This window comes from Christiangramia pacifica, assembly GCF_057221535.1.
On record NZ_CM170146.1, the window covers coordinates 122520 to 136393 of the forward strand.

At 36.8% G+C, this 13874-nt stretch carries 18 protein-coding genes; 9 read left to right on the forward strand and 9 right to left on the reverse strand.

Annotated elements, in window-relative coordinates:
- Nucleotides 1-11: 11 nt before the first annotated feature.
- The 3 genes from AC2S94_RS00595 to AC2S94_RS00605 form a co-directional block, all read right to left on the reverse strand.
- Nucleotides 12-914, reverse strand: coding sequence for a TIGR01777 family oxidoreductase (locus tag AC2S94_RS00595; RefSeq protein ID WP_484629581.1), 903 nt, complete (start codon nucleotides 912-914; stop codon nucleotides 12-14).
- A gap of 71 nt (nucleotides 915-985) precedes the next feature.
- Nucleotides 986-1660, reverse strand: coding sequence for a tRNA (5-methylaminomethyl-2-thiouridine)(34)-methyltransferase MnmC2 (mnmC2, locus tag AC2S94_RS00600; RefSeq protein WP_484629582.1), 675 nt, complete (start codon nucleotides 1658-1660; stop codon nucleotides 986-988).
- A 1-nt stretch (nucleotide 1661) separates the two neighbouring features.
- Nucleotides 1662-2174, reverse strand: coding sequence for a DUF4920 domain-containing protein (locus AC2S94_RS00605; RefSeq protein WP_484629583.1), 513 nt, complete (start codon nucleotides 2172-2174; stop codon nucleotides 1662-1664).
- A 119-nt stretch (nucleotides 2175-2293) separates the two neighbouring features.
- Between AC2S94_RS00605 and AC2S94_RS00610 the strand changes: the two genes are divergently transcribed.
- Nucleotides 2294-3343 (forward strand): branched-chain amino acid aminotransferase, encoded by a 1050-nt coding sequence (locus AC2S94_RS00610; protein ID WP_484629584.1) that lies wholly within the window; start codon nucleotides 2294-2296, stop codon nucleotides 3341-3343.
- A 55-nt stretch (nucleotides 3344-3398) separates the two neighbouring features.
- On the opposite strand, the gene AC2S94_RS00615 is transcribed toward AC2S94_RS00610, so the two are convergent.
- Complete coding sequence (locus AC2S94_RS00615) at nucleotides 3399-3896, reverse strand: Gmad2 immunoglobulin-like domain-containing protein (RefSeq protein WP_484629585.1); 498 nt, start codon at nucleotides 3894-3896, stop codon at nucleotides 3399-3401.
- 10 nt (nucleotides 3897-3906) lie between these two features.
- Complete coding sequence (locus AC2S94_RS00620) at nucleotides 3907-4293, reverse strand: pyrophosphohydrolase domain-containing protein (protein WP_484629586.1); 387 nt, start codon at nucleotides 4291-4293, stop codon at nucleotides 3907-3909.
- 46 nt (nucleotides 4294-4339) lie between these two features.
- On the opposite strand from AC2S94_RS00620, the gene AC2S94_RS00625 reads away from it, so the two are divergent.
- The 6 genes from AC2S94_RS00625 to AC2S94_RS00650 all read left to right on the forward strand — a co-directional run bounded on the left by AC2S94_RS00625 (nucleotide 4340) and on the right by AC2S94_RS00650 (nucleotide 9006).
- Nucleotides 4340-4528 (forward strand): hypothetical protein, encoded by a 189-nt coding sequence (locus AC2S94_RS00625; RefSeq protein WP_484629587.1) that lies wholly within the window; start codon nucleotides 4340-4342, stop codon nucleotides 4526-4528.
- A 70-nt stretch (nucleotides 4529-4598) separates the two neighbouring features.
- A complete protein-coding gene (locus tag AC2S94_RS00630) occupies nucleotides 4599-5654 on the forward strand; it encodes an SRPBCC family protein (RefSeq protein WP_484629588.1) in 1056 nt (351 codons plus the stop codon).
- On the forward strand, nucleotides 5650-6018 hold the full coding sequence (gene crcB, locus AC2S94_RS00635) for a fluoride efflux transporter CrcB (protein WP_484630879.1): 369 nt from the start codon (nucleotides 5650-5652) through the stop codon (nucleotides 6016-6018). The genes AC2S94_RS00630 and crcB overlap by 5 nt, the downstream gene beginning before the upstream one ends.
- 167 nt (nucleotides 6019-6185) lie before the next feature.
- Nucleotides 6186-6524, forward strand: a complete 339-nt coding sequence (locus AC2S94_RS00640) for a P-II family nitrogen regulator (RefSeq protein ID WP_484629589.1) — start codon at nucleotides 6186-6188, stop codon at nucleotides 6522-6524.
- A gap of 32 nt (nucleotides 6525-6556) precedes the next feature.
- Nucleotides 6557-7783, forward strand: a complete 1227-nt coding sequence (locus tag AC2S94_RS00645; protein WP_484629590.1) for an ammonium transporter — start codon at nucleotides 6557-6559, stop codon at nucleotides 7781-7783.
- Nucleotides 7784-7917: 134 nt separating this feature from the next.
- A complete protein-coding gene (locus tag AC2S94_RS00650; RefSeq protein ID WP_484629591.1) occupies nucleotides 7918-9006 on the forward strand; it encodes a porin in 1089 nt (362 codons plus the stop codon).
- Here AC2S94_RS00650 and AC2S94_RS00655 read toward each other — a convergent pair whose 3' ends face one another.
- Nucleotides 9007-9621: a DUF1684 domain-containing protein gene (locus tag AC2S94_RS00655; protein WP_484629592.1), complete on the reverse strand. Its 615-nt coding sequence runs from the start codon at nucleotides 9619-9621 to the stop codon at nucleotides 9007-9009. It abuts the gene before it with no gap.
- A 78-nt stretch (nucleotides 9622-9699) separates the two neighbouring features.
- Between AC2S94_RS00655 and AC2S94_RS00660 the strand changes: the two genes are divergently transcribed.
- Nucleotides 9700-10905 (forward strand): MDR family MFS transporter, encoded by a 1206-nt coding sequence (locus AC2S94_RS00660; protein WP_484629593.1) that lies wholly within the window; start codon nucleotides 9700-9702, stop codon nucleotides 10903-10905.
- On the opposite strand, the gene AC2S94_RS00665 is transcribed toward AC2S94_RS00660, so the two are convergent.
- The 3 genes from AC2S94_RS00665 to AC2S94_RS00675 all read right to left on the reverse strand — a co-directional run bounded on the left by AC2S94_RS00665 (nucleotide 10902) and on the right by AC2S94_RS00675 (nucleotide 13298).
- On the reverse strand, nucleotides 10902-12335 hold the full coding sequence (locus AC2S94_RS00665) for a hypothetical protein (protein WP_484629594.1): 1434 nt from the start codon (nucleotides 12333-12335) through the stop codon (nucleotides 10902-10904). The genes AC2S94_RS00660 and AC2S94_RS00665 overlap by 4 nt on opposite strands.
- Before the next feature lie 104 nt (nucleotides 12336-12439).
- On the reverse strand, nucleotides 12440-12637 hold the full coding sequence (locus tag AC2S94_RS00670; protein ID WP_484629595.1) for a DUF1328 domain-containing protein: 198 nt from the start codon (nucleotides 12635-12637) through the stop codon (nucleotides 12440-12442).
- 208 nt (nucleotides 12638-12845) lie between these two features.
- Complete coding sequence (locus tag AC2S94_RS00675; RefSeq protein WP_484629596.1) at nucleotides 12846-13298, reverse strand: Lrp/AsnC family transcriptional regulator; 453 nt, start codon at nucleotides 13296-13298, stop codon at nucleotides 12846-12848.
- A 115-nt stretch (nucleotides 13299-13413) separates the two neighbouring features.
- Between AC2S94_RS00675 and AC2S94_RS00680 the strand changes: the two genes are divergently transcribed.
- On the forward strand, nucleotides 13414-13812 hold the full coding sequence (locus AC2S94_RS00680; RefSeq protein WP_484629597.1) for a hypothetical protein: 399 nt from the start codon (nucleotides 13414-13416) through the stop codon (nucleotides 13810-13812).
- Nucleotides 13813-13874: the final 62 nt, after the last annotated feature.

Here is a 13874-nt window from a genome sequence, read left to right on the forward strand (position 1 = left end):
GCCTTTTTTATTTATGTAAGATCACCTAAAGCTCTGGATAAATTGGTAAATTTAAAATTGTATCCTGCACTTTCGATTTTCTTATTACTGACTAACTGACTCGATAAGACAATTTCTGACATCTCTCCAAGCAAAGCCTTTAATGCAAATGATGGAACATTAGGCAACCAGACTGATTTTCCCATCTCCTTGGCTAATACTTTTGTAAGTTCTTTATTAGTTACGGGATTTGGAGCTACTGCATTATAAATCCCTGTGAGATGATTTTGAATGGCAAAAAGAAAAATCCCCGCGAGATCTTCGATATGGATCCAGGACTGCCACTGCTTCCCACTTCCTAAAGCTGCACCCATATTTAAAGAAATTGGTTTCTTGATCTTTTCAAGCATTCCGCCATCCTTGGCAAGCACAAGACCCACTCTTATTTTCGCTACATCCAGTCCAAGATTTTCAAATTCATCTGCTGCTGCTTCCCATTTTCTTACCACTTCACCAACAAAATTATCTGCGACTTCTTTATCGTCTTCAAAATATAATTTCTCAAGAGAGCTCGGATAAACTCCAATGGCACTGGCAGAAATAAAATTTTCTACCTGATTTGAATTTTCTTTTAAGGTTTTGTGCAATAAGGCAGCTGTGCGTGTCCTACTTTTAATGATGGTCCTTTTATAAGAATCTGACCATGGTTCAGCAATACTTGCGCCGGCTAAATGCACTATAGTATGAACATCTTTAAGACAGGCTTCTTCAATCACACCATTTTTCGGATCCCAGAAAAATCCCTGATAATCCTCTTCATTTTCAATTTTGGATTTACTTGTGGTGAGATAATTGACTTTAATTCCTTCTTCGCGACATAAACTACTAAGTTTTGAGCCGATTAATCCTGTTGCACCTGTAATTAATACCCGCATTTTTTTCTTGTTAAGATACACAAGAGTATTGGGGGATGCCTGATTTTATAAGAGGTTTAACTGCGGAAAGACTAATTTTTAACAGCTCTTAACATCTCACGCTTTCCTGGAGGACCAGGCAGTTTCTGCACTTCAAATCCAGAGGCTAGCATTGCTCTTCTTACACTTCCTTTCGCTGCATAAGTTACCAGCATACCTTTTGTTCGAAGCGCATTATACATTCGATTGAAAATTTCTTCGGTCCAGAGCTCCGGTTGCACTCTCGCACCAAAAGCATCAAAATAGATGATATCATATAAATTTGAATCTTCTATTTCATCGAACTTTTTCTGAAGTTTAGTCAGCGTGAAATTTTCTGTAATTTCAGCAGAACGCTCCCAGTCAATTTCGTGCATTTTCAAAAACAGATCTTTTTTTTCTTCAGCTTGGGAAGCTTCAGGATAATTTAAAAGCTGAACTTCTTCCGGTGGCACCGGGTAAGCTTCAACCCCGGTATAATTTATTTTCAGATCCAGTTTTTCAGATTCCAAAAGGCTTAGAAAAGCATTTAAACCAGTTCCAAAACCAATTTCTAAAATTGAAATTTGCCGAGATTGAAATTGGTCTAAAAAATAATGTAAGCCCATTTTTAGAAAAACATGACGCGCTTCCTGTATCGCACCATGTTTGGAATGATACTGCTCGTTCCATTCCGGTATATGAATGGTTACCGATCCATCGTCGGTCTTTATGATCTTGCGTTCCAAATTATTCCTTTAAAAGAACTCCATGGGCCAGAAAAGCCGGGGATTTCTTCACTTCATTAATCTGGCTGATCTCATCTGCTGACTGACCGCCATCTTTTGCAAAATGCTTTTGATCTTCTATCGAAGTTTCTTCAATAAATGCCAAACCTTCAACAATCACTTCTTTTCCCTCGATATCCTTCGGAACAAAAAAGCCATAATCCTTGAATTTCACCATTGGCGCTTGCTCTGTCTCTGGTAACTCAAGTGTCATCCAGCATCCCTTCATTTTACAAACACTATTCACCTTAGTAGTAAATTTTGCTTCCAGTGTATCGCCGGGCTGCAGTGCTGCAAATTTTGATTGCATTTCAGCTGCAGATAAACTATTTTCCGGGCTTATCTTTTCACCAAAACTTTTGTAAGATTGTTGAACTTCAGATACCTCGGCAATATCTTTAGTTTCTTTAAATTCGTTATTCTTACAGGATATCAAACCTGCGAGTACGATCACGATAAAAATGAAATTTCTCATAATTGACACCTGTTTTTAAGAGGTTAGGCCTCAAATTTACCAAAAGTTTAGATTTTGATTCTGCTTTTAATTAGGTAAATTTGTTGACTTATCACAATAACAACCAAAATCTAACATCAATGATAGACATACAAAGAGCTCCCCATTCTAAAATAAATGAAACTAATTTTGACAATCTGGTTTTCGGGCAGGTCTTTTCAGATCATATGATGGAGTGCGATTATAAGGATGGTAAATGGCAAACTCCTAAGATCAAGCCATACGGACCACTTTCCCTTGAACCTTCAGCCAGGGTATTCCATTATGGACAGGCTGTTTTTGAGGGAATGAAAGCTTATAAAGATGACAAGGATAAGATCTGGCTTTTCAGACCTGATCAAAATTTTGAAAGAATAAACAAATCCAGTAAGCGTCTGGCTATTCCGGAATTTCCGAAGGAGTATTTTTTTGAGGCTCTTGAAGAATTATTGAAAATAGACAAGGACTGGATCAAAAAAGGATTTGGAAACAGCCTTTATTTAAGACCTTTCGTAATAGCTACTGAAGCCGGAGTTTCAGCCTCGCCAGCAAAGGAATATAAATTCATGATCATTTGTTCACCTGCTCAGTCCTACTACAGTGGAGAAGTACGAGTGAAATTCTCTGAAAAATACAGTCGTGCGGCAGATGGCGGCGTTGGTTTTGCAAAGGCAGCAGGTAATTACGGAGCTCAATTCTACCCTACGAACCTCGCTAAAGAAGAAGGTTTCCAGCAAATTATCTGGACAGATGCTAATTCTCACGATTATCTTGAGGAAGCTGGAACGATGAATATTTTCTTCAGAATAGGTGATAAATTGATTACTGCGCCTACTAACGATAGAATTCTTGATGGGGTTACCAGGAAAAGTGTATTAACGCTTGCGGAAGAATTCAATATAGATGTTGAAGTGAGAAGGGTGAGTGTGAAAGAAATAATTGAAGCTGCAGAGAAGGGCGAACTCAAGGAGATGTTCGGATCTGGAACGGCTACCGTGATCAACCCGATAGTTGGTTTTGGATATAAAGACCAGAAATTTGAGTTGCCAAAAATTGAAGATTCATATGCCTCGTTTTTTAAAGATAAGCTGATGAAAATTCAGTACAACGAAGCTGAAGACAAATTTGGATGGAGACATGAAGTAAAATAGACTTCATCTTTAATACAAAAAATGAATCCCGGTTTAAGACCGGGATTTTTTATTTTTAATAAAACCGAATTGGAATTCGATATTCCTGATCATTCTCTTTTTTATCGGATGGATTAGCTCGCTTTAATAATAAAAAACCGCTTTCATCCTCTGTAGCATCAAATTCAATACTGCCGTGAAAATTCACGAAGTCTGTGGTCATCCATTCTCCATCAGCCTTAATATAGCCTTCAGCAATCTCATGTAAATCAGTATCTAATATCACCACCGGAGCATCAGCTTCGAAAAACCAGTAACCTCGAGCTTTTCCTTCTATTTCAATTGGAGAAGTAACTACCATATCTGGTTTAGGCATTTCTATCTGGATTAAATCTGTAGGGTTTTGCTCTTTTGATTTATTAATTTCTATAGATTTATTATCCATAGGGCGAACTTCTTTCCCTTCTTTATTCTTACAGCTATTTAATCCACCTGCAATCAGTAATAAAATAACAAATCGCAATCCTAGTTTCATTTTGAAAAATTGAATATGTGAGCTTTTGAATACTCTCATAACTTTCGCTTTATTTTTCTAAAATCCTGGAGATCTCCGGTTTAAAGTAGTTCGGACCTTTTAAAACTTTCCCATCTTCCCGGTAAATTGGTTTTCCATCCGCTCCCAGTTTACTCATATTACTTGACTGAATTTCATCAAAAACTTCTTCAATTTTATGCTGCATTCCATGTTCAATAATGGTTCCGCACAGAATATAAAGCATATCTCCTAGTGCATCTGCTACTTCAGTAAGATCGTTATTATTCGCAGCTTCAAGATATTCTTCATTTTCTTCCTTCATAAGATTAAATCGTAAAAGGTTTTTTGCCTCTCCCAGATCTGCAACTGGTTTTTCATTAATTCCCAGTCCGAATGCCGAATGAAATTCTTTTACGGCAGCAATTCTTTTCTTCATATTGATTCAAGCTTTAAAAAGTTAACTTTGCATAAAAATAACCAAAATGTTTTCTACCGGACAATTAATTTTTGCTGCACTATTCCTGGTTTCATTTATAATAGTGATGATTTTCAGTTATCGAAAAGATATACGCTTACACAGAAAATATTATAAAGGCAGTTTCTATGTTCTAATTGGATTTATCATTTTCATATTACTGCTGTTTTTCATAAAAACTCAGCTTAACCATTAGTTTCAAAGGCTTTCAACTATTCTTGATTTCTGAATTTAATTATATTAGCATCACCTAATCGTAACCGAACATGAAAATCTTCAAATATCTACTGTTTTTAATTCTCATATTTATTATAGGCGCATCAATTTATATTGCCACCAAAGACGGCAAATTTCAGGTAGAGCAAAAGTTAATGATGGAGGCCCCTCAGGAAGTGGTATTTGATGAAGTGAATGACTATACAACCTGGGCAAATTGGGAACCGTGGTCTCAAGAAGCAGATGATATGATTCTTGAATATGGTAAAAAGACCAGTGGTGAAGGCGCTTCTTATTCATGGAAAAGTGAAGAGATGGGTGATGGAGAAATGAGGACCATTAAAGCAAATCCGCACAGCAGCCTGGAGCAGGAAATAACCTTTAATACACCTTTCGGGGAATCTACTAGTGATGTTTACTGGGAATTTGAGCAACAAGGCGATAGCACCCTGGTTACCTGGGGCATGATGGGAGAACAAAGCTTTATGGAGAAAGCGGCTTTTATTTTTCAGGAGGAAAGTATCTCTGAAATGATGCGCCCAATGTTTGCTAAAGGTCTCGATAATCTTCAGGAAGAATTAAAAGTAAAAATGAATAGTTATACGATTAATATTGATGGAATAACTAATCATGGAGGCGGATATTATATGTACATAACCACCGCGAGTAAGATCAGCCAGGTAAGTGAACGTATGGAAAGCATGGTGAGTGAAGTTGGTAATTTTATGGCCACAAATAATATTGAACAAGTAGGAAAACCATTCATTATTTATAACGAATGGAATGAAGAACAGGGCACAGCCATATATTCCGCAGCATATTTTACTCCAAGTGAAGTGATCACAACTTCTGAAAGTAATGTTCTAACAGGGTTTATGCCGAATCAAAGAACCCTGAAGACTACCTTAAAAGGGGATTACGAAAACCTGAAAGAGGCATGGGACTCTTCTTATGCTTATCTTCAGAAGAATGGATTACAGGCAGATGATGAAGCGAAACCTTTTGAAGTTTATATCACCGGCCCTAAGGATAATGCTAACCCTGCAGAATGGGTAACCACTTTATATATCCCTTTGCAAAGACAAATAGCTGAAACTGATGATTAAAAATCTTCTTCTGGTATTTATTGGGGGTGGCCTGGGAAGCAGTTTTAGGTTTATAATTAGTAAATATCTAAACGTTTCTTCCCTTATTCCTTACGGGACCCTCCTGGTAAATATTCTGGGAAGTCTAATTCTTGGTATCGTTCTCGGCTGGGCACTTAAATCTAACTCTTTAAGCAGTCCGATAAACCTTTTACTGGGAGTTGGCTTTTGTGGAGGCTTTACCACTTTTTCCACTTTTTCATTTGAAAACTACTCGATGATCAAGTCTGGAGACTACTTAAGTTTTTCAGTTTACTTTTTTGGAAGTATCATCCTTGGAATTTTGGCAATCCTTGCCGGGGTTCTTATTTCAAAGCTCTTATAACTAAGAAATTAGAATACCAAATTCTTAATAATTATTGATATAAATAAATACCCCTAAATTTTTAGGGGTATTTATTTTATATATCATAAAAGTTATATTCAACCCCTATTTTTTTGGGGGTATACTCATCTATTTTTATAAATTTAACCAATTCTTAATAATTAATTATGAAAAAAATTGAAGCAATCATTCGAAAATCTGAATTCGATGAAACCAAAGAAGCCCTTCATGCCATAGGGGTTACTTTTTTTAGTTACTGGGACGTTACCGGTGTAGGTAACGAAAAAGTAGGTCATGTATATAGAGGTGTTAGCTACAGCACCGCAGATATCCAGAGAAGATATCTATCTATAGTGGTGACCGATTCATTTGTGGAGAAAACAGTAGAGACCCTACTTAAGTCTGCCTATACAGGTAAGGTTGGTGACGGGAAGATCTTTGTTTCATCCATTGATGAGGCTTACAGAATTAGAACAAAGGAAAAAGGCGGAGAATCCCTAAAATAAATTAGTAAAAGCATATTAACGATTAAGAAATTATGGAAGGACTATTAACTGTAAATAACGTATGGATGATGATCTGTACCGGACTGGTGTTTTTTATGCACCTCGGTTTCGCATTATTAGAAATAGGTTTAACAAGACAAAAAAATACCATCAATATATTATTCAAGAACATGTTCATTATAACCATGGGTCTATTATTGTATTGCCTGCTTGGATTCAATTTAATGTATCCTGGGGAATTTAATGGATACCTTGGTTTCGCTGGTTTTGGATTAAGCAGCCCTATGGTTGACGGAAGTCTGGATCTTGCTTATAATGAAGGTTATACCTACTGGACAGATTTCCTATTTCAGGGGATGTTCGCCGCAACCGCTGCAACTATCGTTTCAGGAGCTGTTGCTGAAAGAATTAAGCTGAACAGCTTCATGATATTCGTGGTGCTGTATGTTGGAATCATTTATCCTATCGCCGGCTCCTGGAAATGGGGAGGCGGATTTCTTGATGAAATGGGATTCTACGACTTTGCAGGATCTACACTTGTTCACTCTGTAGGTGGCTGGGCTGCACTAGTAGCTATATGGTTGCTTGGAGCAAGAATAGGAAAATTCAAGGATGGAAAAATAGGAGCATTCCCGGGACACAATATGCCTTTCGCTACTGCTGGAGTAATTATCCTTTGGTTAGGCTGGTTTGGGTTTAACGGAGGTTCTGTACTTTCTGCAGATCCGGAACTTACTTCGCTTACTCTGGTAACCACATGTCTGGCCGCTGCTGCCGGTGGTGTTGCTTCATTCATATTCTCCACTATTCTTTATAAGAATTATGATATCACCATGTTTTTGAATGGAATTCTAGGTGGACTTGTTGGAATTACTGCAGGTGCAGACCAGATGTCTCCAACAGATGCTATTTTAATCGGTGCCATTGCCGGAGTGATCATCGTTCTTGGAGTTGCACTAATTGACAAGATAAGACTGGATGATCCGGTTGGAGCGGTAGCAGTTCACTTAATCTGCGGAATCTGGGGAACTTTAGCCGTGGGAATCTTCGGAAACCTTGCCGGATTTGACCAATTCATCACGCAACTTATTGGTATAGGTTGTTATGCTGCCATATGTATCGTGGGATCATTCATCATCTTTTACGTCCTGAAAGTCACCATTGGAATAAGAGTATCAGCCAAGGAAGAGACTGAAGGCCTTGATATTCATGAACACGGAATGGATGCCTATCCTGATTTCGGGTTAAAACAACAATAAACTGAAGCTGGCTAAATAAAAAAGGAGCGTTCCTCCAAACGCTCCTTATAAATAATCACTTCAAATTCATGATCAATTCCAGATCAACCGAGTCACTAAACTATTAGTTAATCAAATAATTAATCCATATTATTATGAAAGTAATTACGCCTTCAAAATTAGTAAAATTTCTCCTTTTACTGCCTGTTGCATTCACAACTTCTGTACTGTCTGCACAGGAAGAAGAAGAAACCCCAAAATTCACTATCAGCGGTAGTACAGATGCCTATTTCAGAACTAATTTCAACGGTTTAAACAAATCGCGCGAAATTGTAGGCGGAGATGAAGCTGAATTTACTCCCGCCGCCCCAGCAACCTCATTTGCTAATGATCCTGGTTTTGCTATTGGGATGGCCAATGTAATTCTTGGATATGAGGGAGATAAAGTAGGTTTCGTAGCAGATCTCGTTTTCGGACCTCGCGGTGAAGATGCCGTTTTTCTTTCAGCACCCTCCACAAATGTAGTCAACCAGCTTTATGCTTATTACAAAGTGAATGATGCATTAAAATTTACCTTAGGAAATTGGAATACCTTCCTAGGATATGAAGTGATCTCTCCCGTGGCGAATTTCAATTATTCCACGTCTTATATGTTTTCTTACGGACCCTTTTCTCACACTGGTTTAAAAGCAGATTTTAGCTTTGACGATAACTGGACAGGAATGCTGGCGGTTATGAATCCAACAGATTACACTGAATTCAATCCCATAGGAAAATATTCACTGGGTGCGCAGTTAGGCTATTCAAATGCTTCCGGAAGTGCTTATCTTAATTTGATTTACGGAGAACAATCTCTTTCTGATGAAGCTTTATTCCAGATAGATCTAACTACAGGTTGGGACCTTACTGAAACTTTTTATCTTGGATTCAATGGAACTTATCAGGATACAGACGGTTTTGGTTTTTATGGTGCAGCGCTATATCCACAACTGGCACTCTCAGATAGTTTCGGTTTAGGATTAAGAGCGGAGTATTTTAAAGAATTGGAAGAAGGCGGACCCGTTTATGGCGCCGATGTTAGATCTTTAGACTTCACGCTAACCGGAAGTTATACAGTAGGAGGCTTAATTATCAAGCCGGAATTGAGATTAGACAGCATTTCAGAAAAAGTATTTCTAGACCAGGATCTTCAAACTACAGACAATCTTTCATCTTTCGTAATTGCTGCCATTTACGCCTTTTAACTAATGTTTTTTAAATGCCTTAACGCCGGCAGGTATTTCAATTTCCAGATCGTTTTCTTTGGGCGGAATGGGACAGGAATACCTGCCACTGTAGGCACAATAAGGATTATATGATTTATTGAAATCCAGGATGACCTCATTAGATTCCGGAATTCTGAAATCTACGTATCTCCCTCCCCCGTAAGTACTTTTTCCATTCGTAAGATCTGTAAATGGAAGGAATAAATAATCGAAATATTCAGGATCCTGTGTTAATTCCTGGTTTTGGTATAAATTAAGCTTAAAATCTTTCCCCTTGATGTTGAAATATAATTCACCATATTTCACATAAACAGGCTCTCTGTTTGTACTTGTTTTCATTCTGAAAGGCGACTCTGAAGGAGTTCTCACAAATTCAGCTTTCACAATGTATTCCTGATCAATTTCAAAAAAATCTAGCCCTTCGAATTCCTCAAGATCTTCAGGTTCCAATGGTGATTCCTCCGGATTTGCATATTCTTCATTCAACTTTTTTTGAAAAGCTTCCGCATCCTGGATAAGATCAGAATCCTGCGCATGGATAGAATTGATAAAAATGAATACAAAGCTGAAAACTAAATAAACCGTTCTAGGCATAATTGAAAATTTAACAAGCCCAAAATTAATAATTAAAAGAGGGAAAATTTAAATTAATTTTGAGGGATACTACCAGCCATGCAAAAATTATTCAGATCATACATTGACTCCTTTGGAGGATTAAGAAGAGAAATCTGGCTTTTATCATTAATTACACTTATTAATAGGGCGGGTACCATGGTTATTCCTTTCCTTTCTCTTTACCTCACTAAAAGTCGAGGTTTTAGCTTGGAAGAAACAGGCTGGATACTAACTTTTTTTGGCCTTGGATCTGTTACCGGATCATGGCTTGGAGGAAAACTAACTGATAAAATTGGCCATTATCGAACCATGGCACTGAGTCTTATCCTTTCTTCGATTCTATTTGTCTTATTGCAATTTCCCTCAACTTTCTGGTCCATTTGTATTGGTATTTATCTGGTAATGACGGTTGCAGATATATTCAGGCCAGCCGTATTTGTTGCTATTAACGCTTACAGCAAACCGGAGAACAGAACCAGATCTGTAACTCTCATTAGACTTGCAATAAACCTTGGATTTTCTGCTGGACCTGCTATTGGCGGATTCATTATCGCTACTGCCGGTTATAGTGGTCTATTCTGGGTAGACGGACTAACCTGCCTGGCTGCAGGTATTTTATTATTGAAATTATTGCATCCCAAACGAGCAAAAGAAGAAAAGGAAGATATTATTATACAGGCCAAAACTGCCATGAGCGATAAATTATACCTCATCTTTATTCTAGCCATGATGATCTTCGGTTTTATTTTCCTACAGTATTTTTCAACAATCCCACTATTTTATGCGGAACGTCATTTACTAAGCGAATTTGAAATTGGACTCTTATTAGGATTGAATGGTTTGACCATTTTTCTATTTGAAATGCCCCTGATAAAATTCATGGAAAATCGAAATTATTCCGTGATATCTTATGTAATATTAGGAACGATTCTAACGGGATTAAGCTTTTTAGCAATTAATCTTACAGGCTGGGTAGGAATTTTAGTAATTGGAATGCTACTGGTAACGATTGGTGAAATGATCGCTTTTCCATTTTCAAACAGTTTTGCACTTACCAGGTCTGATGGAAAAAAAAGAGGTTCATATATGGCGCTTTACAGCATCGCCTTTTCGGTAAGCCACATTTTTGGGCACAATAGCGGTATGCAACTAATTGATAATTTCGGATTTGAATTCACCTGGTATACCATGTTGGGATTGTCAATAGTTGGGTGCACTCTATTGCTTATCCTGAAAGCACTCTTAAGAAAAGAAAAGGTCTAATTGTCCTTTTTCTCAACGCTCTGCTCGCTGTAAAATTTAGATTCACCCAGATATTTCTTGATAAGTTCATTGTATTCCGCCGAAAATCTAAGATCCAGAGCTCCGTCTATATTATAGAGAGATTCCAAATCAGAATACCCTGTTTTTAAAAGATCTTCAAGGTATAGAAGTGCCGTTTCATAATCTCCATCGCTACCTGCCAAAGAAATAATTTTCAAATATGCTTCAGGATCATTTTTGTTAATCGCTGTTCTGAGAACACTAATAAAGATCTTATTTTCGATTGGCGCTTTAGATTTCTGAATCGCATCAAATTCTCGTTTGGTCACAAAATCGAGGTAACCTAGAAGTCTATAAGCCATATTCGTTTTTGCTTCGCTAGAACCTTCTTTGATCTTTTCCAGTTCATCAACCTGGTAAGCCCACCAACCTATATTCTGAAAATTTACGGTCATGATATCATTGTTCAGTAAATATTCATATTCTTCCTGCTGCATTTTTTCAAAATCGATTGCTTGACGGAATTCTCTGCGCTGCTGGCGAAATCCATCGGTTTTTTTGAGCGTTTTTAGCCTTTCTTCAATATCCTCTTCATAGCCAAAACCCTCATACTTTTCCTCCATTCGTTCCAGCTTCTCAAAGGCATCAAAGTACTTCCTGGTCCTCCTCAAACTCTCTACAAAACTGATCTCATCTTCATATAATTTCTGAATGAATTCTTCATCTCTAGGCCTTAATCCATTTTTTATGGCTTCCAAAGTAAATCCGGTCATCGCATTGGAAATTACTGCAGGAGTGGGCCACTCATTTTCCATACCATCAAAATAATAGATATCAGAAGGGAAGTCTAAATCTTCATAAAACTTAGAATAGCTTTCCATTTGATAAACCATATAATCTTTGTCTCCCGCAATCCCTATAAACATATACGGATTCTTCTTGTCCACATATTCAGGATTAACAAAAGAATTTCCAACGGCCATAATTCCAGCCATCTTGCTGTAAACTAAAGGCAATGCTGAACCAACCTGGGCACCTTCACCCATTCCTGCTGCATAAACAAGGTCTGTATTAACAGGAAATGAGCTGATTACGCTATTCATCATCGCTGTTGCCGTTTTGATAATGCTATCTATAGGTTGAGATTTCAGATCAAAATTAGAAGATGCGATTAAGTATTTTTGATTTTCAGCCGCCGTACGGAATAAGTTTGCGGTATTAGCGCCTCGTCCTTTAGTATCAAAAACGAAGACTACCGGCCATTTTTTATCTGTAGAATAGTCTGAAGGCACATAAAGCGAATAAGTTTTATTTTCAGAATAAGGTATGGGAAGTGAATCTGTAGTTCCTCCTTTGGTAATTCTATATTCTTGCGCATAGAAGTTGGAGAAAAAGAAAACAGATAATATGGTTAATAGCAGTTTCTTCATAATTTAGATTATAAGCTTAAATATAGGAATTGCATCATTAATTATTCCATAAAAAAAGCCCGTTGTAAAAACAACAGGCTTTTTATAAGTCTTTTTGATAATTTCTATTTGTTTACTGGCTGATATTTCAATTTCGGCTTGTCTGGAAAAAATAACTTAGCTAGAAGTGAAATAACTAGTAAATCTGCAAAGATCAGGAACATTACTCGTATAACTTCAATACCGTCAAATGATAATCCGGTAAATCCTACAACTCCTGTAATCAATGCGAGTACTAAAAATAATAATGCTTTGCTTTTCATAACTTGTTTAACTTTCTTTTCTTACAAATTTAAGTACAGATAAGACGTAATATTCCTAAGAAAATTACAATTGGAATCATTTTAACTAAAACAATTTAGTTTGAGAAGCAGATGTTAAATTCTGGGTATAAAAATTTAATTTTTAACAATTGTTGCAATTGCTGGATGACAATCAAAATGTTGAATACAAATCATTTGCATTTAATAATTAGTAATCCCCTATTCGTTGCTTTATCGGGGCGTCCTCCACGACATTAGACAAAATAATATGGGTTCTTGTTTCACCGTAGGTAATAAGTCGATCAATTAATTTTTCAAGATGAACCTGGTCATGCAAAATCACTTCCATAATGATATTCTCATTACCGGTAATTCGATAACAGTTGACTACTTCCTTAAAGGTTTTTACAGTCTCAAGGAAAGCTTTTAATCTACCGGTAAAAGCCCTCAAGGTTATTACAGCTCTAAGTTGATAACCAGTTTTTTGATGTGAAATGTTTACTTTATAGGAACTTATAACTCCTGAATCTTCCATTTTCTTTACTCTTTCGGCAACCGCAGGAGAGGTCAAACCTACTTTTCTACCAATTTCAGAAAAAGAAGCCCTGGCATTTTTTTGAAGTTCATCCAGGATAGCCCAATTCAATTTGTCTAGATACATTTAAAGTTATTATATAAATTTTCTTTTAAATTTAAATATAAATATTATATTACCTAATCTTTTTAAAGACAAGAAAGCGATTTGTACAGTAATTTAGAGGAAAATTGCTTTTAGAATGTCATACTTTTTCAGAAATTCTGATAGTCCGCGCCAGGCCTTGTATTCAAAGGCTCGTGACATCATGAAGATGTCTAAATATATCTCAGATTATTTAGTGCCGGATCTTGCAGTATTGAATGAACAAGGGAATGAAGACAAGCACGTATATTTTACGGGTGACATTGTTAGATACTCTAATTCATTAATTCCCAACATTGTAAAAGCTGAAAATGAATTTTTTCAGGAGGCAAGGGTTCAATATATAAATGCTATCGGGAATCTAATTGACAGATTATCGCGCAATTGCGAAAGACTGGAATTGAGCAATAGTAATGGAAAGGAATTTGTAAGCCTGCTTAGAAAGGAGATTCAGAAATTTAGAAAATTACAAAGGGTCTGGAGATTGACTTTATAGATCTATAAAAATATAATTCGAAAAAAGCCGGTCAATTGACCGGCTTTTTTAATTCTTATACT

What these genes read in the sequence shown, in the direction of transcription:
- AC2S94_RS00595 (WP_484629581.1), bottom strand. Translation starts at nt 914, where the DNA reads ATGCGGGTATTAATTACAGGTGCAACAGGATTAATCGGCTCAAAACTT.
- AC2S94_RS00605 (WP_484629583.1), bottom strand. Translation starts at nt 2,174, where the DNA reads ATGAGAAATTTCATTTTTATCGTGATCGTACTCGCAGGTTTGATATCC.
- AC2S94_RS00610 (WP_484629584.1), top strand. Translation starts at nt 2,294, where the DNA reads ATGATAGACATACAAAGAGCTCCCCATTCTAAAATAAATGAAACTAAT.
- AC2S94_RS00615 (WP_484629585.1), bottom strand. Translation starts at nt 3,896, where the DNA reads ATGAGAGTATTCAAAAGCTCACATATTCAATTTTTCAAAATGAAACTA.
- AC2S94_RS00620 (WP_484629586.1), bottom strand. Translation starts at nt 4,293, where the DNA reads ATGAAGAAAAGAATTGCTGCCGTAAAAGAATTTCATTCGGCATTCGGA.
- AC2S94_RS00625 (WP_484629587.1), top strand. Translation starts at nt 4,340, where the DNA reads ATGTTTTCTACCGGACAATTAATTTTTGCTGCACTATTCCTGGTTTCA.
- AC2S94_RS00630 (WP_484629588.1), top strand. Translation starts at nt 4,599, where the DNA reads ATGAAAATCTTCAAATATCTACTGTTTTTAATTCTCATATTTATTATA.
- AC2S94_RS00640 (WP_484629589.1), top strand. Translation starts at nt 6,186, where the DNA reads ATGAAAAAAATTGAAGCAATCATTCGAAAATCTGAATTCGATGAAACC.
- AC2S94_RS00645 (WP_484629590.1), top strand. Translation starts at nt 6,557, where the DNA reads ATGGAAGGACTATTAACTGTAAATAACGTATGGATGATGATCTGTACC.
- AC2S94_RS00650 (WP_484629591.1), top strand. Translation starts at nt 7,918, where the DNA reads ATGAAAGTAATTACGCCTTCAAAATTAGTAAAATTTCTCCTTTTACTG.
- AC2S94_RS00655 (WP_484629592.1), bottom strand. Translation starts at nt 9,621, where the DNA reads ATGCCTAGAACGGTTTATTTAGTTTTCAGCTTTGTATTCATTTTTATC.
- AC2S94_RS00660 (WP_484629593.1), top strand. Translation starts at nt 9,700, where the DNA reads ATGCAAAAATTATTCAGATCATACATTGACTCCTTTGGAGGATTAAGA.
- AC2S94_RS00665 (WP_484629594.1), bottom strand. Translation starts at nt 12,335, where the DNA reads ATGAAGAAACTGCTATTAACCATATTATCTGTTTTCTTTTTCTCCAAC.
- AC2S94_RS00670 (WP_484629595.1), bottom strand. Translation starts at nt 12,637, where the DNA reads ATGAAAAGCAAAGCATTATTATTTTTAGTACTCGCATTGATTACAGGA.
- AC2S94_RS00675 (WP_484629596.1), bottom strand. Translation starts at nt 13,298, where the DNA reads ATGTATCTAGACAAATTGAATTGGGCTATCCTGGATGAACTTCAAAAA.
- AC2S94_RS00680 (WP_484629597.1), top strand. Translation starts at nt 13,414, where the DNA reads ATGTCATACTTTTTCAGAAATTCTGATAGTCCGCGCCAGGCCTTGTAT.